The following is a 19,649-nucleotide window of genomic DNA, read 5'->3' on the forward strand; positions in this document are numbered from 1 at the left end:
TAGGCTTTTTCTATATTGCGTGATTTTTAGGGTATTACCTAGTTGTTGACGAATTGTTGACGAAATTTATTATCCACTATTTTTCTTGCGTGTAAAGATGGAATCTAATTTGTTGGCTGCTTCCTGATCAGCACTTTGTAGAGCGTGACCATATGTGTCCATTGTGATACGAATATTTGAGTGGCCTAACCTTTCAGAAATGATTTTAGCGTGAACACCTTGATTGATTAAAAGAGTTGCTGAGGTATGTCGTAGATCGTGTAATCTTATAAATCGAACTCCTGCCCGATGAGTGAACCTTCTCCACCAGGTAGTTGGAGTAGTGGGGTAGAAGTGCTGGCCGTTTTCGTTGCAAAAAACAAATTCATGTTCACTTTCAATCCAAAGATCTCTCATCTTCATTTTTTCCTTTTTCCAATGTATATAGAATTTTTTTAACTCTTCAGTCATCAAAGGGGGGAGGGATATAACTCTTTTTGATTTTTTAGATTTAGGTCCTTTTAAATTTGCTTTTCCTCCAATGCCTCTGGTGATTATTTGCTTTATTTGAATGATTCCTTTTTCCAAGTCAATATGGGACCATTCTAAGCCAAGTAATTCCCCTCGCCGTAAACCTGCTGCTAATGCTAATGAAGTAAATATACGCCAATGATGAAGCTCGGCTTGTACGGCATCAAATAAAACAGCAATTTCATTTTCATCATAGACATTGATTTCCTTTTCTAATATGCCTCGTTCACTTGGTTTACTTACACTAGCAGCAGGGTTACTTTTAATGATTTTCCAATCGACAGCACGTTGTAGAATATTTCTTAGAACACGATAAACATATTGAGCGGTGTTAACCGACATTTCACTGCCATCAACTTTTTTTAATTGAGCCAAAAAATTTACAACATGGATAGGTTTTATTTGATCTAGTCGCATATGACCTAGAGCAGGAATAATATGATTTTTTATGTGGGTAAGGTATACGTCCAGTGTTTGATCACTTAGACCACCTTTTTCAGCATATTTTAGTTGCCAATCATCAATGAAATTAGCTAATACGGTTTTCTCTGGTGAAATATACTCCCCAGATTCAACTTCTGTTTTAAACTTTATAAGTTCTGATTGCAAATAATCATTAAGCTTCTTCTTTGTTTTTAATAAAGCTGTATCTTCAATTCGTATAGTTCTGGTACGTTTTTTTCTTTTTCCCTTTGCATCATACCCAGCCTCAACTACAAGTAAAAAAGAATTTTCTCCTCTTTTTTGGAAACTAGCCATCGTTCTCCTCCTACCTAATTAACAGTGTCATTTTTCTTTCCTCTGGCAGCAGCGTAATCAATTCTTGTAAATCATAGGTACCTATAACAAAACGAGTAATAACAGCAGGATCTACACCTACGCGTTCGATACGTTTACTAATACGGCTTAGATTTAACTTGAAAAATCCCATGCGATTTACATTGAAAATGAAGTCATCAATAAAAATCTGAGCTGTTAAAATGGATTCATCGTACTCGTATAGATCGTCATATCTGAACGGCTTAATTACTTCGTACTCAAGAACAGGCTTGTCCCAATTAATTTCATTGGATTCAAAGGTAAGAACATAGATGTAAGGCATTAAATCCCCATTAATATATTCATAGTAAATCTGTTGGTTAGGCATTATTTGCGGCTCCTTTTTTCTTATTGAGTATTAATTCAAGCTGTTTAAGTGTGTCAATTGTTTCTGGCATATACGGACCGGCCTTTGGATATCGAGCTGCCATTATTGCTCGGTGCTCAGCATCCGACTTTGCCAGTAGCCATTGATTTTTAAAGTGATTTAGACGGACTCTAGCAAACTCATAAGTTACATTAAAGGTCTCACTAACAAATTTCACACAATCCTTTAAATGCATGGATTCATGAAGTTTGAGATCTAGCAGCATGAATGTGGGTACAGCAAAGTGATACATGAAATTACTCGCTTGTGTTTCTTGTAGGTTCTTAAATGAATGAAACATTTTGCTTTGATTGCCATGATGTCTTATTACATGGCCCAATTCATGGCAAAAATCCTCCCATTGTTCCACATTGGGTTTCCTATTGCTTAAAATGATGCTATACAAACCGTTTATGCAATTCATTCGGCTTTCTTTATCCCAGTAGTGGATCCAGATGTCGAGTTTATTTGCGATTAAGTTCATATCGATTTGCTCTGGATATTTAATATCAAACTGTTCGTATAAACCTTTTATTCTACTTTCTAAAGGTGTCAATTGATAAAACATTATAAGACCTCCAACAAACGTATGTTCTGTTTTAGTTGTAAAAGAAAAGCCCAAAATTGGACTTAATATTTTTTTACTCAATTGGAGTAAATTTAAATGGTGAACTATTTTCTAGAATATAACCATCAATAAGATATACCAAATATTCCGTAACTCCATGTCCCTCAATTGAACTAATAATAGTATTGTCGACTATATTTCCAGCGGAATCGTAAACTTTAAAATTACTTCCTCTTCCAATAGGTGTTACTTTGTACCGATCAGCAGGAATATCTTGACCTACAATTAATGTTCCAGCAGGTAAATCTATAGGGGCAGCTTCTTTTTCTTTAATTTGCCCTGAGATACTTGCTAATTGTGTTTCGAGAGTCTTTACCTCTGCCTTTTTACTGGTGATATCTTCTCCTAATTTATTGGCTTCATCTTGTAATACTGTTCTATTACTCTCGTAATCTGATGCTTCTTTAATTAGTGTTTCTTTCTTAGTTACCTCACCAGTTACTTCTATTAATTCTTTTTCTAATTCTACAATTTTATCTTCTGTTTTCTTTAATGTAATTTGCCCGGAAGTGATCTCATCACTCAGTTCATCGTAATTTAACTTTTGCTCGTTAACTTTCACGCTAGCTGAATTCTCTCCAAAACCAAAACCTGCAATGAAGATAACGATTCCAGCGATTAGAGAATAAATAATTAGCCGTTTGTTTTCTTTAAACTTCAGTGTTAACTTTTCCTTATCCAAAATCTTCAACAACTTCGCCCCCACGTAAGAAGATTTAAATCATGATTAATTTTGTTTATCTCCTGGCTTACGACCTTTTTCTCTCTTTAATAACCATTCTAATAATTCAACTGCATCTTCGTCACTAATATCTCCATCTCTAGCTGCGATTTGTGTATCTGGATCTTCAAGTGCCTTTTTTGCTTGCTGATGAAAATCTTCACCTTTAAGTAGAAAATCTGTTGATACCTCAAAGAAATCAGACAATTTTATTAATAAGGAGGAATCCATATCTCTTCGATCTTTCTCATAATGCGAAAGCGCAGCTCTAGTAATACCTAATTTATCAGCGAGTCCTTGTTGAGTTAAGTTAGCTTGTTTTCTAAGCTTAGTAATTCTTGTTCCTATACTCATTTTAGTTACCACCATTTACTCTGTTTCCTCCAATATACTATACAAAATGTATCAAAAAAATATAAGTTACAAAAAGTCGCATTTTATTGTTGACTTGCGACTTTATGTATCATATAATCTACTTAAAGATTGATACAAGATGTCGCAAAAAAGGAAGGTGATTATATAAATGAGAATAAAAATGCGTAACCGAAGAATTGAATTAGGCTTATCACAACTTGAAGTAGCAGCTAAATCTGGGTTAACGCGAGCAAATTATTCACATATCGAAAGAGGTAGAAGTGAACCTAATTTATCTCAAATGGTTTCAATAGCAAAAGCTTTAAATGTAGCACCAAACGCAAATTTTTTTGTAGATAAATGCGACAAAATGGATCAAGATATAAACTCAGCTTAAGGAGAAGACTTATGACACAAAAACAAAAGGAAAGAATCCAGCAAGAGTTGATCCAGGTGTTAAGCAACCATCCTGTTACTTACGCTGATGTACCAGAAATACTAGAGAGCTTATCCAAGGAGCTGAAAGAACTCAGCCAGCAACAGTTTATTCGTATTCCTTAAAGGGAGGAAGCAAATGGATATCACCCAGAAAGTCATCTGGGCTGAAATCAAACTCAAAGTCCTAGAATCAGCCATGATGCTTAACTATGATTACTCAAATGCTGACGTCACAGAAAAACTCATGGAGATTGTTGACTTGTTAGATAACACTGAACCGAAAGGGGTGAATCAAGTTGCCAGAAGTAGAATCAGTACAACGGAAAACTCAGACGGCGAAAGAAATTGCTAATTATATTGGAGTCCATGTTGACACCATTTACACCATGGTTAGGCAAAAGCAGATCCCTCATTTAAAAGTTAGGCGGCGCATCCTTTTTAATAGGGAAACCATTGACGCTTGGATGCGCGATCAAGAATCTAAAAGTTTGGAGGCCATGTAATGAATGAACTAACAATACTTAATCAAAACGGTCGATTGCTGGTTGATAGTAGAGACGTTGCAGAATTGGTTGAAAAAAGACACTCTGATTTATTAAGAAGTATTGATTTATATGTCGACATTTTAACCAACGCAAAATTGCGTTCGTTAGATTTCTATATACCAAGTGCTTATAGAGACTCGAAGGGAGAACAAAGAAGCTGTTACCTTCTCACTCGCAAAGGTTGTGACATGGTAGCAAATAAAATGACTGGCGAAAAAGGAATTTTGTTTACTGCAGCATATGTAACCCAATTCGAAAAAATGGAGCAGCATCTTAAAGGACCAAGAGTTTTATCTGAAAGGGAGCAATTGCTAGCTTCAATGAAAATTACGCTAGAAACTTCTGAAAAAGTAGATCAGATCGAAAACAAAATAATATCTCTTGAACAGAAAGTAGATGAACAGATCACTCTTACATCTGGTGAACAACGCAGACTGCAAAGAGAAATTGCAATAAAAGTTTATGAGATCAGTAATGATCCCAAAGTTCGTCCAACCCTTTTCAGAGAATTGCATCGAGAAATCAAAGATCGTTTCGGTGTTGCAAGCTATAAAGATCTCAAGAAGAAGGAGCTGCAGACGGCCCTGCGCTACATAGAAAGCTGGGTGCCAAGGAAAACAGCATGAGCAAAGCAGCACCGTGAAGCTGCCAGGCTAAAGAAACGGTGCGCTTTCCTTCATATATATATTTTATTAGCAATCTAGTTAAAAATCTGTTCCGCGCTGGCACTGTTCCAAACTGGAACACAAGAGGAGGGGAGATAGAAAGATGCAAGTCGGTGGAATTTTGAAGATTTGCAGAGAAAAAGCCGGATTCTCACAAGAACAACTAGCAGAAAAATTACATAGGTCCCGGAGCTGCATATCAAAAATAGAGAGCGATAAGAAAACATTAGATTTAGGAACATTTATCAGATGGATGAATGAAACATCTGCAACAGACATTGCTTGTGCAATTGTCTCTGGAGTTGATCCAGTCATGATGATGCAACAGATGATGCCGTTAGTTGGTGGGGTTATCAAATTTTTATAAGGAAGTGAACAAAATTGGGGAAGTGATTCCTTCGTATATGAGTAACGATCGTTATTGGAGAGCTGTTATTTATCTATTTAAGAATAACGCAAAACTACAAAGTGTTTTTACCACAAAATATTTTGATTTAGAAGCAGGCACAATCAAGATAACTGCATTAAAAAGAAACGCAGCGCCTTGGTCAAGTTCGGAAAAGTTCATGCTTAATTTAGCTCTTCACTTATTCAATCAAAACAACAAATTAAATCTATCAGATATGGATTTATTGGATGATCATAACAAGAAGTTAGCAATGGAAGCTATCAAATTAAGGTTTTTTTAAAGGAGGAACGTAGATGGAGGCAGGGTACATAGCAGCAATGTTGTTAATCCCGATGTTCACATTTTTTGTTGGAGTGGTTTACGGAGATTTCAAAGCAGAAGAAAAGAAAAAGCAGTAAGCTTTGCCCAGCTCACTGCCCAATCAGCGTCAACGACGCAGAATAATCGAATTAATGTCATTTTAACATAAATAAGATGGCACGACAAGAACCTTTGTTCTCGTCGTTGAGGCTAGGAAGGGTTTTCTCCCATATCCCCCTTTTACCTTCCTAGTCTGAACGGTGCGGAACGAAGCGCCAATTGATCCATGAAAACTAGATAGAGAGGAGGCAGGTCATGCGAGTAAAAGTAAAGGATTGGCTTAGTTTAAGTCAAGTTGATCGCTACATGTCCATTCGACGTGCATATGTTGCTACACAAAAAAGACCCCTGCTGCAACAGGAGTCGGCTTGAAAAAATATTATTATCGTCATTTTATCATACTGCCTTTTGGCGGTAAAGGGAGGATAAAACTGTGTCTTTTGAAACTAAAAATGGAACGGTGTACGAGCCTGTAAATCCTATATTAACTAGTCTATTCAATACGTTGAAGAAAAATGCCCCTGTTTTAGACGGCAGTCGAGTTTTTGAAGATTTGGTTGAAGCATATGAAACTCTCGATCAGGACTTAAAGGAGGAAATGAAATGTCAAAGCGCTTAACTTTACTTACCCTCACGCTTAGAAATTTTAAAGGAGTTAAGGAATTTTCGTTAATGGCTGCAGGTGGAAATGTAAAAGTTTTTGGTGATAATGCCACTGGAAAGACTACTTTATTCGATGCCTTTGTTTGGTTGCTATTCGATAAAGATAGCCAAAACAAAAAGGACTTTTCATTAAAAACTTTAGCCGACGGCAAAGAATTGCATGGCCTTGATCATGAAGTGGAAGGTCAGTTTTTTCTGGATGGGAAGCAGCTCTCACTTAAAAAGGTCTATTCCGAGAAGTGGACAAAGAAGCGCGGTTCTGCAACTGCAGAGTTTTCGGGCCACACTACAGATTACTTCATCGATGGTGTTCCGTCGAAGTTGAAGGAGTATAAGGCGCTTGTTGATTCAATCGTTCAAGAAGATGTATTCAAACTCCTTACCAGTCCTTCTTTCTTTAATGATCAGCTTAAATGGCAGGATCGACGTAAAACATTGCTTGAAATATGCGGTGATATTTCAGATGAAGACGTAATTGACAGCAATCCTGAATTAGCTGCACTTCCAACAATCTTGCAAGCTCGAAAACTTGAAGATCACAGAAAGATCATCGCAGCAAGGAGAGCTGAGATTAATAAGGAACTGGATCGAATTCCGGTCCGCATCAGCGAGGTTCAACGCGGGATACCAGATCTAAGTGATGTAGATAAAATTTCACTTGAAGCAGAGGTTAAGAAACTGAATGCAGAGATAGATGATCTCATGACGCAGATTAGCAGCATTAAGAACGGAAAAGCCATTTCTGATAAACAGAAGGAAATTCAACAAATTGAAATAGCGCTCTTAGAAATCAAGCGTGATCATGATGCTGGAGCAAAAGATACGATCTACCAATTGAGAGCCCGCATTCAAGAAGAGAAATCCAACCTATCTATACTGCAATCTAAAGTCAGTAATATCACTTCAAGTAAGCGTCATAATGATGAAAACATTAAATCCATTGATACTCAGCTTTCATTACTGCGTGATGAATGGCATGAGATTAATAACCAGGTGTTTACTCATAATTCGGAATGTGAATGCCCTTCATGTGGACAAGCACTGCCAGAAGAACAAGTAAGTGCTGCACGAGAGAAAGCACTGGAACAATTTAACCTTGAAAAGGCACGAAAGTTAGAAGGGATCGACGCGAGAGGAAAACAAGCGAAGGCTCGTAAGGAATCTCTAAATAGTGATAATGAAAAATTGAAAAAAGACTATGAAAAACTCGGCTCCCAAGTTACCGAGAAGGAAGAAGTGCTAGGGAAGCTAGAGACTCAATTAGAACAACAAGAAAGCCTTGTAACTGACGTCCTTGATAACCCTGCATATGTTGAAAAACTCAAAGAAAAGCAGACATTAGAAGAAGGGATTAAACAGGTGCAGGAACTAGCTGAGGAATCAGTAAAAGATATCCAGATTGAAATTATGAAATTGCGCGATAAGCGTGACGAAGTTCAAGGGCAGATCGGTGAATTTTCCGTTGTTGAACAAGCGAAGGCTCGAATTACTGAGCTGTCAGAACAGGAACGGGAATTGGCGGCTGAATTTGAGAGCATTGAGCATGAACTTTATCTAGCTGATCAATTTATTCGCACTAAGGTTGATCTTCTGGAAGAGAAGATTAACAGCCGTTTCAAATATGCACGCTTTAAATTATTTGAAACTCAAATAAATGGCGGTCTAACAGAAGTTTGTGAAACCACATATAAAGGGGTTCCTTACTCCAGCGGTCTTAATAATGCTGCAAAGATAAATGTTGGCTTAGACATTATCAATACCCTTTCTGAACATTACGGTTTCTTCGCTCCAATCTTTATCGATAACAGCGAGGCAGTAACCAAATTAATTGATACAAAGTCACAAACAGTTAGCCTTGTGGTCTCTGAGCAAGATAAGCAGCTGAGGGTAGAAGTGGATCCTGAAGATATGAAGGAGGCAATTTAATTGAGTAACAATCAAGTCACAATTATTCAGAAAGATATTACAGATGATGTGAATAAAAGCTTAACAAGGTTGCAGGATGAAGGTTTAGTCCTGCCTCCTAGTTACAATGCAAGCAATGCTTTAAAGAGTGCATTTTTCAAATTACGAGAAGTAAGAGATAAAAACGGGAAGCCAGCGTTAGATGTTTGTACAAGGGAATCAATTGCAAATACTCTCTTGGACATGGTTACACAGGGGCTAAGTCCAGCAAAGACACAATGCTATTTCATTGTTTACGGCAGCCAATTGCAATTGAATCGCTCCTATTTCGGTACACAGGCAGTTCTTAAGCGATTAACAAACGTCAAAGATATCTGGGCAAACGTGATCTTTGAAGGCGATGTATTTGACTATGCAATCGAAGGCGGTCGAGAAAAACTCATAAAGCATGAAACGAATTTCCTAAATAGGGATAACGATATCTTGGGTGCCTATGCGGTTGTAAAAACAAATGACGATGAAGAAATACTAACTGTAATGACTAGAAAAGAAATCGATACTTCCTGGAGCCAAGCAAAAACAAAGAACGTGCAAAACAAATTCCCTCAAGAAATGGCTAAACGTACAGTAATTAATCGTGCTGCTAAATCCTTTATTAACACATCTGATGATAGTGATTTACTTGTAGATGCCATTAATAGGTCAACAGAACATGAGTATGAAGATGATCGTAAAGAAATTAACCCTGAATATGCTACTCAAAAGGAAATAGAGCAAAATGCAAATCAAGAAGTTATTGATATTAAGAGAAATGAACCTTTAAAAAAGCAGCCTGTGATTATTGATGCTTCAGAAGAAAAGAAACAAGATCAGTACACTGATGAAAGACAACAGGAGCATGCTACCTCTGATGGTCCGAGCTGGTAATGATTGAGATCACTTCAATCGCATCTGGAAGTAAGGGGAACTGCTACCGTGTTACAGACGGTCATACTCCCCTTCTGCTGGAATGCGGTATCAACTACAAAGAAATCCAAAGAGCGTTTAATTTCCGACTGTCAGAGGTTGCTGGATGCCTAATAACCCATGAACATGGAGATCACTCGAAGAGCATTAGAGAAGTATTAAAAGGCGGTATGAATTGTTACATGTCCAGCGGTACTGCAGAAGGGCTTAAAATTGATCACCATCGCATAAATAAAGTGAATCCTTTGAAGCAATTTCAAATTGGTACTTGGACGATCCTGCCCTTTGATGTCCAGCATGATGTGAGTGAACCATTTGGTTTCCTGTTGGCGAACGAAGAGGGAGAAAAGCTTTTATTCGCCACTGATACTTACTACATCAAATACAAGTTTGAAGGTCTTACACACATCATGGTGGAGTGCAATTACTCAAGGGATATTTTAGTCCAAAACATTATTGACGGCCGAGTCCCTAAAGTAATGAAAAAACGATTAGAACAGTCTCATTTCAGCTTAGAAAACGTCAAAGAGTTTTTTAAAGCGAATGATCTTAGCCAGGTGCAGGAAATTTGGTTGCTGCATCTTAGTGACACAAATAGCAATGAGGAACTATTTAAACGAGAAATACAATCATTAACTGGAAAGTTAGTTTTTATTCCATAAACACCAGCTTTGTATATAACAAGAAACTGTAAAGGAGGGGGATAGGTCAACATGAATTACATTAAGGAGCTTAACGCTTTCTATGATTGGCTCGAACTAAATGAACTGTCTCCATCAGCAATTAATTTATGGTACGCATTAATGCACATAAATAATAAGGCTGCATGGGCAGAAACATTTACGGTAGCTGAATCGGTGCTTTGCGTTAAGACAGGTTTAACCGATCGAACCCTTCGAAAAGTTAGAAATGAACTTAAGCAGAAAAACAGAATAGATTTTATCTCTAGAAAGGGCGGAAGAGCTCCTATTTATAAGTTGATATCTTTCTTCTCTACGGAAAATAATTCCGCGCCTTTCATACCTACGGAAATAAATTCCGCAGTTAGTGTCACGGATAGTGCCGAGGGTCGTTCCGTAGGTAGTGCCGGAGATAGTTCCGCATTAAATAAACTAAAAGAAACTAAACAAAACGAAACAATAAAAACAGCTACTGCTACGCACGCGAATTATTTTGACGAATACATGATTTGCTTTTCTGGACAACCTAATCCAATTCAGATTCAAGAGATTAATAGTTTTATTGATCAAGATGAGTTAGAGGTTGACGTTGTATGCACTGCATTCAGAAAGGCTGCCGAAGCCGGAGCTAAATATGCGTATGCTAGGAGCATTTTGAACAGGTGGGCAAAGCAAGGAGTTAAGAGCATGTCCGACGTTGAGAGAGAGCAAGAACAACACAATCAACGTAAACAGCAAAGCAACTTTTCTCCCAGAAAAGGCATTAGAACAGAAATGGTACCAGGATGGTTTGATGATAAACAGGAGAATAACAGCAACCCTAAACCGGTCAATGATGAAGAAGCTAAAAGAGCCAAAATGAACGATGCTTTAGAAAGATTACGTGGGAGTGGGTAAGAATGGGTGTCCTTTATAAGGCTGCTGTTGCCGAAAAACGCTTAAAAAAGAATTTCATTCTTGAGAGATTGCAAGCTTTAGGGATCCAGCTCAGTCAGCAAGGCATACCCCTTGATCAGCTAAGTTATGAAGAATTGAAATACGAATATGTTCTTGCTTCGTTTCGTGACATAGACACCGAAAGAACAGAAAATACATGGTTTTGAAAGGAGCAGTTTAAATGTCAATCAAAAATGTAAAACCAGCAAAACGTTGTCCTAAATGCCAATGTATAGGTCAAGTTCTGAGAACGAATAAAGGTTTGCTTGAAATGCGCTGCCAAGATGATGAATGCAAATTTGAATGGACTACACACTCTCTTAATTGCAAAGAATGCGGTAAGCCAAATGGTTATGTGGTACCAGGTCCATGCATGGAGTGTTATCAACTTAAATACAGGTCATCATGAGGGGAAGTTGCTTTATGACAAGAAATATTAATTTTGAAGATATGCCCAAACATGAGGTATCAGAAAAGGCTTTAAGTCATTTGCAGGTTGTCATGTATAAGCAAGATGATGTTGGAGTCAAAAAGTACGGAGAAGCCTTGCAGTCTTATCTTAATTATGATTGGGACGCTATGGCTGATGAAGAAATAGCTGATTTTTTAAAATATCGCCAATGTGCTAGAGAGCGAAAAGCTTATATTGTGGAAATTCTAAAAGCTGGTTTGCGAGCAGATGAAACTGAATCTAAAGATTACATTCAAATCGCCCTAGATTTGTTGACCTTGGAGGGCACTGGCAAATGAATTTAAGCAATGCAACCCTGAGCCAGCTGCTCTACATAGCAAGATTCACAGAAAAGACATCCGAGGCTCAGGATGAATTGATTAGGAGGATTGTCGATGGCTTTCCAACAAACAAAGATCACCAGAAGGCGCAAACACGAAGCAGAGCAGGCAATACAGGATTTGTTAAAGAGAGGGTTTGAGATTGTTACCCCTTTAAAAGAATACGGAAGTGAAGGGAAAGTATTTAAGACCGACAGTTACAATCGCAAAATCTTTGTTCAGAACAATTTTAACAGTTGCTGGATTGCAGTATTGAGGAGGGATGCTAACTATGAATCTGAAAAAGGTGTTCGCAATTCAAAAAGTGTTGCGAGAGCGCATTGCGTATAACAATGCTGACCGATTTGAAAAACTGATTCTTGCTTTGAAAGTAGAAATTGGTGAATGTGCTAATGAACTTCCTGAGATTTTTAAATTTTGGAGTCAAAAGGATAACAACTTTGAAAATGCACTTGTTGAATATGTGGATGGTCTACATTTAGTGCTTGAATGTGGTCTAGAAATCGAATTTGATCACGACGCTTGGCAAATCTCTTCCCAAGAATATCACACGGTTACTGAGCAATTTCTTGCGCTTTATGAGTGTGTAACCATTTTATACAAGAGACCTACTGAAAGTAATTTTGTTGAATTGATTGAAACCTTCCTGGGACTTGGAAAAATGCTTGGCTTTACACAGACTCAGATTGAAGAAGCGTATCTAGCTAAGAATGCTGTCAATCACCAACGGCAGGAGGATGGCTATTGATGAATTGCCCAATGTGCAACCGTCCTTTGAAAAGTGCCAAAAGCATTTCGGCAGGAATTGGACCTGTATGTGCTCGTAAGTTATCTGAATTACAAGATACTGCTGATGAAGATCAACTAAAAATGGAGTTAGATACAAATGCAAAGAATGTCTTACCAAGAATACAGAAAGCCTAAAAAGCGCTCTAAGTACGGCAACCAGAAGACTGTTGTAGATGGCATCACTTTCGATTCAAAAGCTGAGGCCATCTACTATGGTCAGCTTAAATGGCTTAAGCAGGCAAAGCAGATTAAAAGCTTCGAACTGCAGCCGAAATTTGTTTTGCAAGAAGGGTTTGTAAAGAACGGTGTAAGCTTTCGGTCCATCACATATAAGGCTGACTTTAAGGTTGTTGATCTAGACGGCAAAGTCCAGATCATTGATATAAAAGGTGCTCTCACAAAAGACTTCCAGATTAAAAGAAAATTGTTTGAAATGCAATATACAGAATCTATCACACTCTTAAAATACGTGAATGGTCAATTTGTGGAGGTGTAGTCATGCAAAATGTGTTGATCGCTGATGATCGGCCAGCATGGATGAGAAAGGAAGATAAGATGATGTCTTGCTTCTTACGCTGCAGTCTTTATAAAAGATGCTCTTCTAGAATGGGCACGGCATGTAATCACTTAGGTGGATCCGAGATTCCAAAAGTGAGGTACCCATATGGGAAGCGCGCTTAGGCAGTTAAAAAAGAATAAGTCACCGATGCAAAAGTTTGAAGCAGCATACGATAAGGGATATATGGCTGGTGCCGGGGAGCAGAAAAAGGCTGATGTTGAGCATGTATGGAATCTACTACAGAGTTTAGAACAAATACCTGGCATTGGTCCTCAGACTGCAGAAAAGGTCAGACAACACTTTTTAACAAAACCAAATAAATAAGGGAGATGTCAAAATTGAAAACCGTACAACCCATACGGGACGTGGCAAAAATCGCGGCAATGAAAGAGGTCTTGATGCAACAGCATTACAGAAATTACTTTCTATTCGTTTTGGGAATCAATACAGGTTTGAGGATCAGTGATTTGCTGGCACTTAGAGTCGGTGATGTTAGGAACAAAAGCCACATCATAATCACAGAACAGAAAACTGGGAAATTGAAACGGTTTAAGATCAATAGCGAGCTCCAGGATCATATAAGCAATTTTACAATTGATAAGGAAGTGGCTGCATACCTGTTTCAATCCAGGCGCGGCCGTGATCGGATACATCGGGTGCAGGCATGGAAGATATTAAACGCAGCTGCCCGTGAGGTTGGTTTAGAAGAGATCGGAACGCATACACTTCGTAAGACATTCGGGTATCACTTTTACCAGCGATATAAAGACGTGGCAGTCCTGCAGCAGATATTTAACCACAGTAGTCCAGCGGTGACAATGCGGTACATCGGGATCACTCAGGACATTATCGATGAAAAGGTCGATGGGTTTAGTTTATAGATTTTGTAATATGTTGCATAAAAAAAGGCACCGTTAGTGCCATTCAAAAAGGTACAGTTATTTGTGTTTACTGTCAGAGAATGATGCTAAGTCATTAACCATATTAGTAACAGATGATAAGGTTTTATCTATTTCTTTGCTTATTTCTAATGAATGAGGATGTTCTTGATCGATCTTACCAATAATTATATTTTTCTTTTGAAAATATTTTTTCAAAATTATCACCTCCTAATTATGAGTATAAAATATGACGCAACGTGAGTTTCAATAAAAATTAACAAAAGAATTATTAAGTTTATTAGGCGGTGATGTAATGGACGCAAAAGATAGAATTCCTCCAGAAGAACAAACGGAATATGTATTGTTGGACAACACATCCCCACATTATGAGAAGTGGTATGGCTGGAAGCCTGGTACTAAATTGAAACGAATTTCGAAATGGTACGGAAGCAATGGTTTAAGCAGATCTATAAAACAAGCATATTTTATTCCAGCTGAGTCTAGCAATATTCATGGTCATATCGCTTGGAGTGATCATGTGGAAGAAATAACAGGTCAGCTTAAATTAGAAATTTAACTTCAGTAGGAGGAAGCTATGAAGCAGCTTGATCTATTTTCATTCGAAAGAGATGCAAAAATCGATGATGTGATCAGCCTGGCTAAAGGATATGATCCTAATTTTGAAATTGCTGCAGTATATTTGCCGGATAAAATAGCTTGCTTAGAAGAACCTTCATTTGCAATAAAGCATGGAACAAAATTAAGGTTTTATGAAATCTGCCGAGGGCGAGTACATCCGTTTAGAGACAGAGTTCTTGATACAGCAGATGAACTGCCCAATAATCGGTGGATCCAGTTGTAATTAACACAAGAGTAAATATGTAAAAAAAATAGAGAATTAATTTCCTCTATTCATTAGGTACAAAAACCAAACAGCATGGTTTTGTTCATCTTTGGCAATCCTATTAAATTGATTCTTTATAATTTGATCAGATGTTTTATCAGAAATCTTTAAATAAAAATCAACCGTATTTTGTTCATCCTTAAAGGCGCTCACTAGACCTTCATGATAGGTATTTGGACAACTCTCAGTGATTTTTGGTTGATAATGTTGCTTGGTCAAATTGAAATATATGCTTGAAAATACATTGTAATGACTTTCTTCATCTTTTCTGATTTCTCTAATAACAGACTTATCATATGAAGATGTAGCAAGCTTTTCAAGAATTTCATAACAGTAAATTGCGGAATACTCACCATCTAGTGCTTTTTCAATATCAGTTTTTAATGTTGTATTTAAATTGTTCCTTATTGAAAAGGGAACTGATGGTGCACCATCTGATTGATAAAATCCACCTGCATACGGTATTAAGTAATACATTTGATGCCCGACATGTATATGATATGGGCTAGTATTCGTATGAACAATTTGATGCCATGGACCGTAAAATGCATTTGGAATGCCTGGATAACCTTCGTATATTGGTCCATTTAATCCAGTTGTTATTGTTGGCATATTATCCCTCCTTTATCTATGGATAATTTATTCAACTAAATGGGAATGGAGCCTGTATCAAATAAATTGGTTATAATACCCAGTGGTGGATTTTATATGCAGAAGGATATTGGGCAAGCGATTGAAAAATTTCTTAATACTCAAAATTAATTATACCTAGGACTATTACTAATAGAATTAAAGAAATTCTTGCAATTCTGTCCTCGGTAACAAGTTTAAGCAGTGTAACTAGAACAATGCCGATAATTGGATCATCTTCAATGATTAGTATTGTAATAATATCCAAGAGTGGAAGAACTTCATCTATAATATTTGACTCCGAAATCATCAATATCACCTTTTTTATTAGGATATTAAAATGGGTGAAAAATTGTGATTGGTGGAGGAAGTTTTTTGTAGAGAAGTTATTAAGGACTAAAAAACAGAAGTGTAAGTTGACTAAAAACAAAATAACACTCGCTAAAGGAGTGTTATCTGATAATGGACAATATTTTTTTTACGGTAATTTATATTATGTTTTAGTTCTAGAAAGGTGAAGGTTTCTTAAGTTTGAAATTGACTATTATCCAACACAATAATTTTATCCGTAGTGGTTGTATGAGCAACTTGTTTGGTACTTTCAACTAGGTCATAAATGTTACCTACACATTGTTTTGCACCTTTAACTAATAATGGCACGCCTATGCTATCTAAATGCAGCCCTCTTGAGAAAAATCCGCCCATGGACAGAAGCATTGGAACTGTAGGTGAAGTGTTTGAAAAAACCAAACGCTCATCAATTTGAAAATGTTCAAATAACATTGTTCCTAAGCTTTCAAGTGAGGGAATAACAAGCTTTTGAGATTTTCTTCCTATAGAATACACAGGATTGCCTTCATGATCTTTACCATGGAAAATCAATTTTCCAAAATCCTTTTTGGTCAACTTATTGAAATAAGGAACAGAAAGTATCTCTTCTTTAGTCAATGGGAAAGATGAGGGTTTAATTATTTGTAAATGAATAGCTGCAGCTAAAGAAGTAGTATGAGTGCCGCCATAGTCATTGTAAATAAATATCATATAATCAGCCTTTCAAGTAATGCTGATTATAGTCTGCTCAGTATTAGTAAAATTAAACATTAAATAGGAAACAAAGTAAGCAAAGAGTTAATTAAGGAGGAATCGGCATGTTTGAAGATTTAGAAAAGCAAATAGAATTTGAGCAACAGTCTATGAGGGTTAATGTTGTCAGAGCGTTAATAGGAATCGAAGGAAATTTAGTAATGACAAATACCGAAGGTCGCATAGACGGCAGTGTGGTTCTGCACGGATATAAACGAGACTATAAAGAAATAAAAACTGTAAAATTTCTAGTTGGAAAAGATGAGATCGAATCGCTAAACGAAGCGAAGAATTTTTCAGAGGTTTATGAGATTTACAAAGAAATAGGGTATTTCCAAGAAGTCTAATAAAGAAACAAAATGATAGGAGTGTTTCTCCAAACAAAAAAGACCGATTATTCGGTCGAAATCAATTGACTAGTTTGTATCTAAAATTTTGAAGGATTCTTAACTTTGATTGAAGCCACTTCTCCACATTTTTTGCAAAAAGTAAATATGAGGAGAGAACTACCTAGAATTTTATCAATAGGGACAAGACTAGTATGGCCGTTACCTAATTGACCTTGAACAAATTTATCATTACCACATATCTTACAAATTTGTTTGGTTGTCATTTTATCACCTCAATTTATTTACGTTTAATTTGTTAAGAGGTTTCAAATTTGTTTTTAGTAAACACAAGGTAGGAGGAGTTAATTTGGAAGCAATATTAAAGGATGGATCAATCCTGCATATAGATGCTGAAGAGAGAATTTATGCTCAAAGCTTACCAGGATCAATTCCGATTGTAATTGACCAAGCAGAAGGAGAAAAACTGTTAATCGAATATGCCGTGCACCAGCAGCAGGAAAAAAGAGAAATGAAAACTAAAAGTGATTTTATTGAAAGTCTTATAACATATTGGTGCACCTATTGTGATGAACGATTTCATATCGAAGAAGTTAGAGATCCAAACAAAGTTCATTGCCCACAATGCGGAACAATAGGAGATGTTGCAATAAACAGCAGGGATTACGCAAAGTTAGGAAACACAAGATAGAGCCAGTAAATTAAAAACCCTTGAACATGGCCAAGGGTAAATGCTAACCTATATATTTTTCTTCATGCCGCATTTTTGGCATTCACGGATGTACTTACCGCCACCAACAGTACTCTTAAAAGTGGCTGAATCACAGTTGTCGCAGCGGCCACTATTCTCATCAGGATAATCTTTATATTCGTAAATAATGTCTAGATCGATTTCTTTTTCCACGGTATCACCCTTTAAACAAAGTAAAAGCCAGGATCTCTCCCGGCCACCCAATTATATTTTACCATGGGAGGGGTCCACTTGAAAGAAGCTGCCAGGCTTACAGTAAATATCTCAGAATTAATTCGAGATTATAGAATGATGAAACGGGAGATCGATCGCCTCCAGAAAATATTATTTGGACAAACAATGCCTATGCGTTCATGGGGTGTTGCACAATATGGAATAGAGGCTACTTTACCTCATGGATCTGCTGGAAAGAGTCAAGCTGAGTTAAGGGATATGGATATCAGAGAACAAAAACAGATCGCCCGTCTTGAAGAGTACCAACGCCGTGTATATGCCATTGAAAGTGCTGGAGATTATTTAGATAAGGAAATTCTTAAGATCGTTTACGACTGCATGCTAGAAGGAATGACAAGGCAAGCAATTGCTGTTCATTTAGAAATCTCACGTGATTCAGTGGATAAGCTGCGTTCCGACATAAAGGCGCAAATCGGCACAAATACGACTTTTTCCAAACTTTTGCATGGAGAAAAATTGGCAGTGTAAAATGGGAGGCAGGACGGAGCGGAAAAGCTCTATTTGGTTGGTAAGCCATAATTCCTCCTTTTGATGTAACCTTTCGGTGTCATTCTTTAGAAATCTCTGAAAATATATTATTTATTTTCAGAGATTCATTTATAATTATATAAAGGGGGAATTGTTATAGATATTTCAGACTTAGCAGTTAGAATAATATTTTTATTTTTGCCTGGTATAACAGCAACAGTAATAATGGACTTATTAACAACTCACAGAAAAAGACAGGCATATCAGTTTCTTTTGCATTCGTATTTAATTGGTGTATCTTCTTATGGGTTATTGCTATTTATTGTGTTTTTAAACAATAAAATTCTTGAAATTAATGATAAAACTCCCACTTGGGAAGTAACGTTTCTAAAATCTTTGTTAAATAGCAAAGAAAATATTAAAGTAAGTGAAGTCTTTTTTGCAACAATGATAGGCATAGTGTTAGCGATAATTTTAGTAGTTATTATAAACAAGAAATACATCTATAAACTAGCAAATCACTTAAATATTTCTAATAAACATGGAGAAGACGATGTTTGGGACTTCTTATTTGGATCTAATGATGTTGAGTGGGTCACTGTAAGAGATCCTGAGTCTAAATTGGTTTATCAAGGAGCTGTATCATCTTACTCACAAAAGGATGATAAAAGAGAATTGATTTTATCTCAGGTCAAGGTATATAAGGACAAAGACGATGATGATTTAAAAGAGTTATATGAGAAAGACTTTATATATTTAAGTTTTGATGTTTGTTCAAAAATAATCGTTGAAATTGATTAAGGAGGAAATGTATATGTCAAATAAAGGACCTAAAATCACTCCGGGAACCAAGATTAACCATGGACTAAAGCCGCCACCAAAATCACCTAGACCACCTAAGCCTCCTAGCCAAAATTCTAGATAATGTAACTAAGCATCCATTAGGGTGCTTTTTCTTTAATATATTCATTATTAACCGATAAGATTTATGAGGTGAAATAATGGAAAAGTTAGATTTTAGTCCGTTTCAAGGACAAATGAACGAAATGGTTTTACAGTTAGCACTGATACTATTCATACCCCTAATTGGAGGACTAGTTATTAATTTTGTGTTGGTTAAAATAAGATTACCGCAAGGACTTTCAAACTTTGTAGCAATAGCAGCAATGTTATATGGAATGTATATGATGTTTGATATTTTATTTTAATGTGCAGGAATTTGTAATTATTTGTAGAAATTACTCC

General features: G+C 36.7%; 37 protein-coding genes. 27 read left to right on the forward strand and 10 right to left on the reverse strand.

Annotation, left to right across the window (positions count from 1 at the left end; genetic code table 11):
* Nucleotides 1-69: 69 nt before the first annotated feature.
* The 5 genes from F7732_RS00250 to F7732_RS00270 form a co-directional block, all read right to left on the reverse strand.
* On the reverse strand, nucleotides 70-1,269 hold the full coding sequence (locus F7732_RS00250; RefSeq protein ID WP_151571727.1) for a tyrosine-type recombinase/integrase: 1,200 nt from the start codon (nucleotides 1,267-1,269) through the stop codon (nucleotides 70-72).
* A 10-nt stretch (nucleotides 1,270-1,279) separates the two neighbouring features.
* A complete protein-coding gene (locus F7732_RS00255) occupies nucleotides 1,280-1,657 on the reverse strand; it encodes a hypothetical protein (RefSeq protein ID WP_151571728.1) in 378 nt (125 codons plus the stop codon).
* On the reverse strand, nucleotides 1,650-2,264 hold the full coding sequence (locus tag F7732_RS00260) for an ImmA/IrrE family metallo-endopeptidase (RefSeq protein WP_151571729.1): 615 nt from the start codon (nucleotides 2,262-2,264) through the stop codon (nucleotides 1,650-1,652). The genes F7732_RS00255 and F7732_RS00260 overlap by 8 nt, the downstream gene beginning before the upstream one ends.
* A 73-nt stretch (nucleotides 2,265-2,337) precedes the next feature.
* Nucleotides 2,338-3,015 (reverse strand): hypothetical protein, encoded by a 678-nt coding sequence (locus tag F7732_RS00265; protein WP_151571730.1) that lies wholly within the window; start codon nucleotides 3,013-3,015, stop codon nucleotides 2,338-2,340.
* A 36-nt stretch (nucleotides 3,016-3,051) separates the two neighbouring features.
* Nucleotides 3,052-3,399, reverse strand: coding sequence for a helix-turn-helix domain-containing protein (locus tag F7732_RS00270; protein WP_151571731.1), 348 nt, complete (start codon nucleotides 3,397-3,399; stop codon nucleotides 3,052-3,054).
* Nucleotides 3,400-3,568: 169 nt separating this feature from the next.
* On the opposite strand from F7732_RS00270, the gene F7732_RS00275 reads away from it, so the two are divergent.
* From F7732_RS00275 to F7732_RS00355, 20 genes are all read left to right on the forward strand, one after another.
* Entirely contained in the window at nucleotides 3,569-3,796 is a 228-nt protein-coding gene (locus tag F7732_RS00275; protein WP_151571732.1) for a helix-turn-helix transcriptional regulator, read from the forward strand.
* Nucleotides 3,797-3,807: 11 nt separating this feature from the next.
* The gene (locus F7732_RS22495; protein WP_161598813.1) at nucleotides 3,808-3,960 is read left to right on the forward strand and encodes a hypothetical protein; all 153 of its coding nucleotides are present in this window, start codon (nucleotides 3,808-3,810) and stop codon (nucleotides 3,958-3,960) included.
* A 13-nt stretch (nucleotides 3,961-3,973) separates the two neighbouring features.
* Entirely contained in the window at nucleotides 3,974-4,189 is a 216-nt protein-coding gene (locus F7732_RS22750) for a hypothetical protein (protein WP_192912998.1), read from the forward strand.
* 34 nt (nucleotides 4,190-4,223) lie between these two features.
* Nucleotides 4,224-4,340 carry a helix-turn-helix domain-containing protein gene (locus tag F7732_RS23330; protein WP_338024072.1) on the forward strand — a complete coding sequence of 39 codons (117 nt, stop codon included), beginning with the start codon at nucleotides 4,224-4,226 and terminating at the stop codon, nucleotides 4,338-4,340.
* Nucleotides 4,340-5,008, forward strand: coding sequence for a Rha family transcriptional regulator (locus tag F7732_RS00285; protein ID WP_151571734.1), 669 nt, complete (start codon nucleotides 4,340-4,342; stop codon nucleotides 5,006-5,008). The genes F7732_RS23330 and F7732_RS00285 overlap by 1 nt, the downstream gene beginning before the upstream one ends.
* Nucleotides 5,009-5,150: 142 nt before the next feature.
* Nucleotides 5,151-5,414, forward strand: a complete 264-nt coding sequence (locus F7732_RS00290) for a helix-turn-helix domain-containing protein (RefSeq protein ID WP_151571735.1) — start codon at nucleotides 5,151-5,153, stop codon at nucleotides 5,412-5,414.
* A 22-nt stretch (nucleotides 5,415-5,436) separates the two neighbouring features.
* Complete coding sequence (locus tag F7732_RS00295; protein ID WP_275670909.1) at nucleotides 5,437-5,736, forward strand: DUF6075 family protein; 300 nt, start codon at nucleotides 5,437-5,439, stop codon at nucleotides 5,734-5,736.
* A gap of 513 nt (nucleotides 5,737-6,249) precedes the next feature.
* Nucleotides 6,250-6,435 (forward strand): hypothetical protein, encoded by a 186-nt coding sequence (locus F7732_RS00300; RefSeq protein WP_151571736.1) that lies wholly within the window; start codon nucleotides 6,250-6,252, stop codon nucleotides 6,433-6,435.
* Nucleotides 6,420-8,405, forward strand: a complete 1,986-nt coding sequence (locus tag F7732_RS00305; RefSeq protein WP_151571737.1) for an AAA family ATPase — start codon at nucleotides 6,420-6,422, stop codon at nucleotides 8,403-8,405. Before F7732_RS00300 ends, F7732_RS00305 begins: the two co-directional genes overlap by 16 nt.
* On the forward strand, nucleotides 8,406-9,311 hold the full coding sequence (locus tag F7732_RS00310) for a recombinase RecT (RefSeq protein WP_151571738.1): 906 nt from the start codon (nucleotides 8,406-8,408) through the stop codon (nucleotides 9,309-9,311).
* The gene (locus F7732_RS00315; RefSeq protein WP_151571739.1) at nucleotides 9,311-10,012 is read left to right on the forward strand and encodes an MBL fold metallo-hydrolase; all 702 of its coding nucleotides are present in this window, start codon (nucleotides 9,311-9,313) and stop codon (nucleotides 10,010-10,012) included. Before F7732_RS00310 ends, F7732_RS00315 begins: the two co-directional genes overlap by 1 nt.
* Nucleotides 10,013-10,063: 51 nt before the next feature.
* The gene (locus tag F7732_RS00320; protein ID WP_151571740.1) at nucleotides 10,064-10,927 is read left to right on the forward strand and encodes a DnaD domain-containing protein; all 864 of its coding nucleotides are present in this window, start codon (nucleotides 10,064-10,066) and stop codon (nucleotides 10,925-10,927) included.
* Between the two features lie 2 nt (nucleotides 10,928-10,929).
* A complete protein-coding gene (locus tag F7732_RS00325) occupies nucleotides 10,930-11,133 on the forward strand; it encodes a hypothetical protein (RefSeq protein ID WP_151571741.1) in 204 nt (67 codons plus the stop codon).
* A 256-nt stretch (nucleotides 11,134-11,389) separates the two neighbouring features.
* Entirely contained in the window at nucleotides 11,390-11,716 is a 327-nt protein-coding gene (locus tag F7732_RS00330; protein WP_151571742.1) for a hypothetical protein, read from the forward strand.
* A gap of 96 nt (nucleotides 11,717-11,812) precedes the next feature.
* Nucleotides 11,813-12,088, forward strand: coding sequence for a hypothetical protein (locus tag F7732_RS00335; RefSeq protein ID WP_151571743.1), 276 nt, complete (start codon nucleotides 11,813-11,815; stop codon nucleotides 12,086-12,088).
* Nucleotides 12,030-12,506, forward strand: a complete 477-nt coding sequence (locus F7732_RS00340; RefSeq protein ID WP_151571744.1) for a dUTP diphosphatase — start codon at nucleotides 12,030-12,032, stop codon at nucleotides 12,504-12,506. Before F7732_RS00335 ends, F7732_RS00340 begins: the two co-directional genes overlap by 59 nt.
* Nucleotides 12,506-12,682 (forward strand): DUF6011 domain-containing protein, encoded by a 177-nt coding sequence (locus F7732_RS22500; protein ID WP_161598814.1) that lies wholly within the window; start codon nucleotides 12,506-12,508, stop codon nucleotides 12,680-12,682. Before F7732_RS00340 ends, F7732_RS22500 begins: the two co-directional genes overlap by 1 nt.
* Nucleotides 12,645-13,043, forward strand: a complete 399-nt coding sequence (locus F7732_RS00345; RefSeq protein ID WP_420837663.1) for a DUF1064 domain-containing protein — start codon at nucleotides 12,645-12,647, stop codon at nucleotides 13,041-13,043. Before F7732_RS22500 ends, F7732_RS00345 begins: the two co-directional genes overlap by 38 nt.
* A gap of 168 nt (nucleotides 13,044-13,211) precedes the next feature.
* On the forward strand, nucleotides 13,212-13,430 hold the full coding sequence (locus tag F7732_RS00350) for a hypothetical protein (protein WP_151571745.1): 219 nt from the start codon (nucleotides 13,212-13,214) through the stop codon (nucleotides 13,428-13,430).
* A 5-nt stretch (nucleotides 13,431-13,435) separates the two neighbouring features.
* The gene (locus tag F7732_RS00355) at nucleotides 13,436-13,987 is read left to right on the forward strand and encodes a site-specific integrase (RefSeq protein WP_420837664.1); all 552 of its coding nucleotides are present in this window, start codon (nucleotides 13,436-13,438) and stop codon (nucleotides 13,985-13,987) included.
* Between the two features lie 57 nt (nucleotides 13,988-14,044).
* Here F7732_RS00355 and F7732_RS22505 read toward each other — a convergent pair whose 3' ends face one another.
* Nucleotides 14,045-14,203, reverse strand: a complete 159-nt coding sequence (locus tag F7732_RS22505) for a hypothetical protein (RefSeq protein WP_161598815.1) — start codon at nucleotides 14,201-14,203, stop codon at nucleotides 14,045-14,047.
* Nucleotides 14,204-14,300: 97 nt separating this feature from the next.
* On the opposite strand from F7732_RS22505, the gene F7732_RS00360 reads away from it, so the two are divergent.
* Both F7732_RS00360 and F7732_RS00365 read left to right on the forward strand, forming a co-directional pair.
* Nucleotides 14,301-14,564, forward strand: coding sequence for a hypothetical protein (locus F7732_RS00360; protein WP_151571747.1), 264 nt, complete (start codon nucleotides 14,301-14,303; stop codon nucleotides 14,562-14,564).
* An 18-nt stretch (nucleotides 14,565-14,582) separates the two neighbouring features.
* Complete coding sequence (locus tag F7732_RS00365) at nucleotides 14,583-14,849, forward strand: hypothetical protein (protein WP_151571748.1); 267 nt, start codon at nucleotides 14,583-14,585, stop codon at nucleotides 14,847-14,849.
* A gap of 36 nt (nucleotides 14,850-14,885) precedes the next feature.
* On the opposite strand, the gene F7732_RS00370 is transcribed toward F7732_RS00365, so the two are convergent.
* The 3 genes from F7732_RS00370 to F7732_RS00380 all read right to left on the reverse strand — a co-directional run bounded on the left by F7732_RS00370 (nucleotide 14,886) and on the right by F7732_RS00380 (nucleotide 16,562).
* Nucleotides 14,886-15,368, reverse strand: a complete 483-nt coding sequence (locus F7732_RS00370) for a ferritin family protein (protein WP_151572557.1) — start codon at nucleotides 15,366-15,368, stop codon at nucleotides 14,886-14,888.
* 268 nt (nucleotides 15,369-15,636) lie between these two features.
* Entirely contained in the window at nucleotides 15,637-15,831 is a 195-nt protein-coding gene (locus tag F7732_RS00375; RefSeq protein WP_151571749.1) for a hypothetical protein, read from the reverse strand.
* Between the two features lie 215 nt (nucleotides 15,832-16,046).
* Nucleotides 16,047-16,562, reverse strand: a complete 516-nt coding sequence (locus F7732_RS00380) for a DUF3189 family protein (protein ID WP_151571750.1) — start codon at nucleotides 16,560-16,562, stop codon at nucleotides 16,047-16,049.
* A 107-nt stretch (nucleotides 16,563-16,669) separates the two neighbouring features.
* On the opposite strand from F7732_RS00380, the gene F7732_RS00385 reads away from it, so the two are divergent.
* Together F7732_RS00385 and F7732_RS00395 are read left to right on the forward strand one after the other, a co-directional pair.
* Nucleotides 16,670-16,951 carry a hypothetical protein gene (locus tag F7732_RS00385; RefSeq protein WP_151571751.1) on the forward strand — a complete coding sequence of 94 codons (282 nt, stop codon included), beginning with the start codon at nucleotides 16,670-16,672 and terminating at the stop codon, nucleotides 16,949-16,951.
* 349 nt (nucleotides 16,952-17,300) lie between these two features.
* Nucleotides 17,301-17,642 carry a hypothetical protein gene (locus F7732_RS00395; protein ID WP_151571753.1) on the forward strand — a complete coding sequence of 114 codons (342 nt, stop codon included), beginning with the start codon at nucleotides 17,301-17,303 and terminating at the stop codon, nucleotides 17,640-17,642.
* 48 nt (nucleotides 17,643-17,690) lie between these two features.
* Here F7732_RS00395 and F7732_RS22755 read toward each other — a convergent pair whose 3' ends face one another.
* Complete coding sequence (locus F7732_RS22755; protein ID WP_192912975.1) at nucleotides 17,691-17,855, reverse strand: DUF8096 family protein; 165 nt, start codon at nucleotides 17,853-17,855, stop codon at nucleotides 17,691-17,693.
* A 78-nt stretch (nucleotides 17,856-17,933) separates the two neighbouring features.
* Between F7732_RS22755 and F7732_RS00400 the strand changes: the two genes are divergently transcribed.
* From F7732_RS00400 to F7732_RS00410, 3 genes are all read left to right on the forward strand, one after another.
* Nucleotides 17,934-18,404 (forward strand): sigma-70 family RNA polymerase sigma factor, encoded by a 471-nt coding sequence (locus F7732_RS00400; RefSeq protein ID WP_240056487.1) that lies wholly within the window; start codon nucleotides 17,934-17,936, stop codon nucleotides 18,402-18,404.
* Nucleotides 18,405-18,629: 225 nt separating this feature from the next.
* On the forward strand, nucleotides 18,630-19,205 hold the full coding sequence (locus F7732_RS00405; protein ID WP_151571755.1) for a hypothetical protein: 576 nt from the start codon (nucleotides 18,630-18,632) through the stop codon (nucleotides 19,203-19,205).
* Nucleotides 19,206-19,405: 200 nt separating this feature from the next.
* On the forward strand, nucleotides 19,406-19,612 hold the full coding sequence (locus F7732_RS00410; RefSeq protein ID WP_151571756.1) for a hypothetical protein: 207 nt from the start codon (nucleotides 19,406-19,408) through the stop codon (nucleotides 19,610-19,612).
* The last annotated feature ends 37 nt before the right edge of the window (nucleotides 19,613-19,649 follow it).

Origin of the sequence: Bacillus mesophilum (assembly GCF_008923265.1) — a bacterium.
Lineage (GTDB): Bacteria > Bacillota > Bacilli > Bacillales > Cytobacillaceae > Cytobacillus > Cytobacillus mesophilum.

What these genes read in the sequence shown, in the direction of transcription:
- F7732_RS00250 (WP_151571727.1), bottom strand. Translation starts at nt 1,269, where the DNA reads ATGGCTAGTTTCCAAAAAAGAGGAGAAAATTCTTTTTTACTTGTAGTT.
- F7732_RS00255 (WP_151571728.1), bottom strand. Translation starts at nt 1,657, where the DNA reads ATGCCTAACCAACAGATTTACTATGAATATATTAATGGGGATTTAATG.
- F7732_RS00260 (WP_151571729.1), bottom strand. Translation starts at nt 2,264, where the DNA reads ATGTTTTATCAATTGACACCTTTAGAAAGTAGAATAAAAGGTTTATAC.
- F7732_RS00270 (WP_151571731.1), bottom strand. Translation starts at nt 3,399, where the DNA reads ATGAGTATAGGAACAAGAATTACTAAGCTTAGAAAACAAGCTAACTTA.
- F7732_RS00275 (WP_151571732.1), top strand. Translation starts at nt 3,569, where the DNA reads ATGAGAATAAAAATGCGTAACCGAAGAATTGAATTAGGCTTATCACAA.
- F7732_RS22495 (WP_161598813.1), top strand. Translation starts at nt 3,808, where the DNA reads ATGACACAAAAACAAAAGGAAAGAATCCAGCAAGAGTTGATCCAGGTG.
- F7732_RS22750 (WP_192912998.1), top strand. Translation starts at nt 3,974, where the DNA reads ATGGATATCACCCAGAAAGTCATCTGGGCTGAAATCAAACTCAAAGTC.
- F7732_RS23330 (WP_338024072.1), top strand. Translation starts at nt 4,224, where the DNA reads ATGGTTAGGCAAAAGCAGATCCCTCATTTAAAAGTTAGGCGGCGCATC.
- F7732_RS00285 (WP_151571734.1), top strand. Translation starts at nt 4,340, where the DNA reads ATGAATGAACTAACAATACTTAATCAAAACGGTCGATTGCTGGTTGAT.
- F7732_RS00290 (WP_151571735.1), top strand. Translation starts at nt 5,151, where the DNA reads ATGCAAGTCGGTGGAATTTTGAAGATTTGCAGAGAAAAAGCCGGATTC.
- F7732_RS00305 (WP_151571737.1), top strand. Translation starts at nt 6,420, where the DNA reads ATGTCAAAGCGCTTAACTTTACTTACCCTCACGCTTAGAAATTTTAAA.
- F7732_RS00315 (WP_151571739.1), top strand. Translation starts at nt 9,311, where the DNA reads ATGATTGAGATCACTTCAATCGCATCTGGAAGTAAGGGGAACTGCTAC.
- F7732_RS00320 (WP_151571740.1), top strand. Translation starts at nt 10,064, where the DNA reads ATGAATTACATTAAGGAGCTTAACGCTTTCTATGATTGGCTCGAACTA.
- F7732_RS00325 (WP_151571741.1), top strand. Translation starts at nt 10,930, where the DNA reads ATGGGTGTCCTTTATAAGGCTGCTGTTGCCGAAAAACGCTTAAAAAAG.
- F7732_RS00330 (WP_151571742.1), top strand. Translation starts at nt 11,390, where the DNA reads ATGACAAGAAATATTAATTTTGAAGATATGCCCAAACATGAGGTATCA.
- F7732_RS00335 (WP_151571743.1), top strand. Translation starts at nt 11,813, where the DNA reads ATGGCTTTCCAACAAACAAAGATCACCAGAAGGCGCAAACACGAAGCA.
- F7732_RS00340 (WP_151571744.1), top strand. Translation starts at nt 12,030, where the DNA reads ATGAATCTGAAAAAGGTGTTCGCAATTCAAAAAGTGTTGCGAGAGCGC.
- F7732_RS22500 (WP_161598814.1), top strand. Translation starts at nt 12,506, where the DNA reads ATGAATTGCCCAATGTGCAACCGTCCTTTGAAAAGTGCCAAAAGCATT.
- F7732_RS00345 (WP_420837663.1), top strand. Translation starts at nt 12,645, where the DNA reads ATGCAAAGAATGTCTTACCAAGAATACAGAAAGCCTAAAAAGCGCTCT.
- F7732_RS00350 (WP_151571745.1), top strand. Translation starts at nt 13,212, where the DNA reads ATGGGAAGCGCGCTTAGGCAGTTAAAAAAGAATAAGTCACCGATGCAA.
- F7732_RS00355 (WP_420837664.1), top strand. Translation starts at nt 13,436, where the DNA reads ATGTCAAAATTGAAAACCGTACAACCCATACGGGACGTGGCAAAAATC.
- F7732_RS00360 (WP_151571747.1), top strand. Translation starts at nt 14,301, where the DNA reads ATGGACGCAAAAGATAGAATTCCTCCAGAAGAACAAACGGAATATGTA.
- F7732_RS00365 (WP_151571748.1), top strand. Translation starts at nt 14,583, where the DNA reads ATGAAGCAGCTTGATCTATTTTCATTCGAAAGAGATGCAAAAATCGAT.
- F7732_RS00370 (WP_151572557.1), bottom strand. Translation starts at nt 15,368, where the DNA reads ATGTATTACTTAATACCGTATGCAGGTGGATTTTATCAATCAGATGGT.
- F7732_RS00375 (WP_151571749.1), bottom strand. Translation starts at nt 15,831, where the DNA reads ATGATTTCGGAGTCAAATATTATAGATGAAGTTCTTCCACTCTTGGAT.
- F7732_RS00380 (WP_151571750.1), bottom strand. Translation starts at nt 16,562, where the DNA reads ATGATATTTATTTACAATGACTATGGCGGCACTCATACTACTTCTTTA.
- F7732_RS00385 (WP_151571751.1), top strand. Translation starts at nt 16,670, where the DNA reads ATGTTTGAAGATTTAGAAAAGCAAATAGAATTTGAGCAACAGTCTATG.
- F7732_RS00405 (WP_151571755.1), top strand. Translation starts at nt 18,630, where the DNA reads ATGGACTTATTAACAACTCACAGAAAAAGACAGGCATATCAGTTTCTT.
- F7732_RS00410 (WP_151571756.1), top strand. Translation starts at nt 19,406, where the DNA reads ATGGAAAAGTTAGATTTTAGTCCGTTTCAAGGACAAATGAACGAAATG.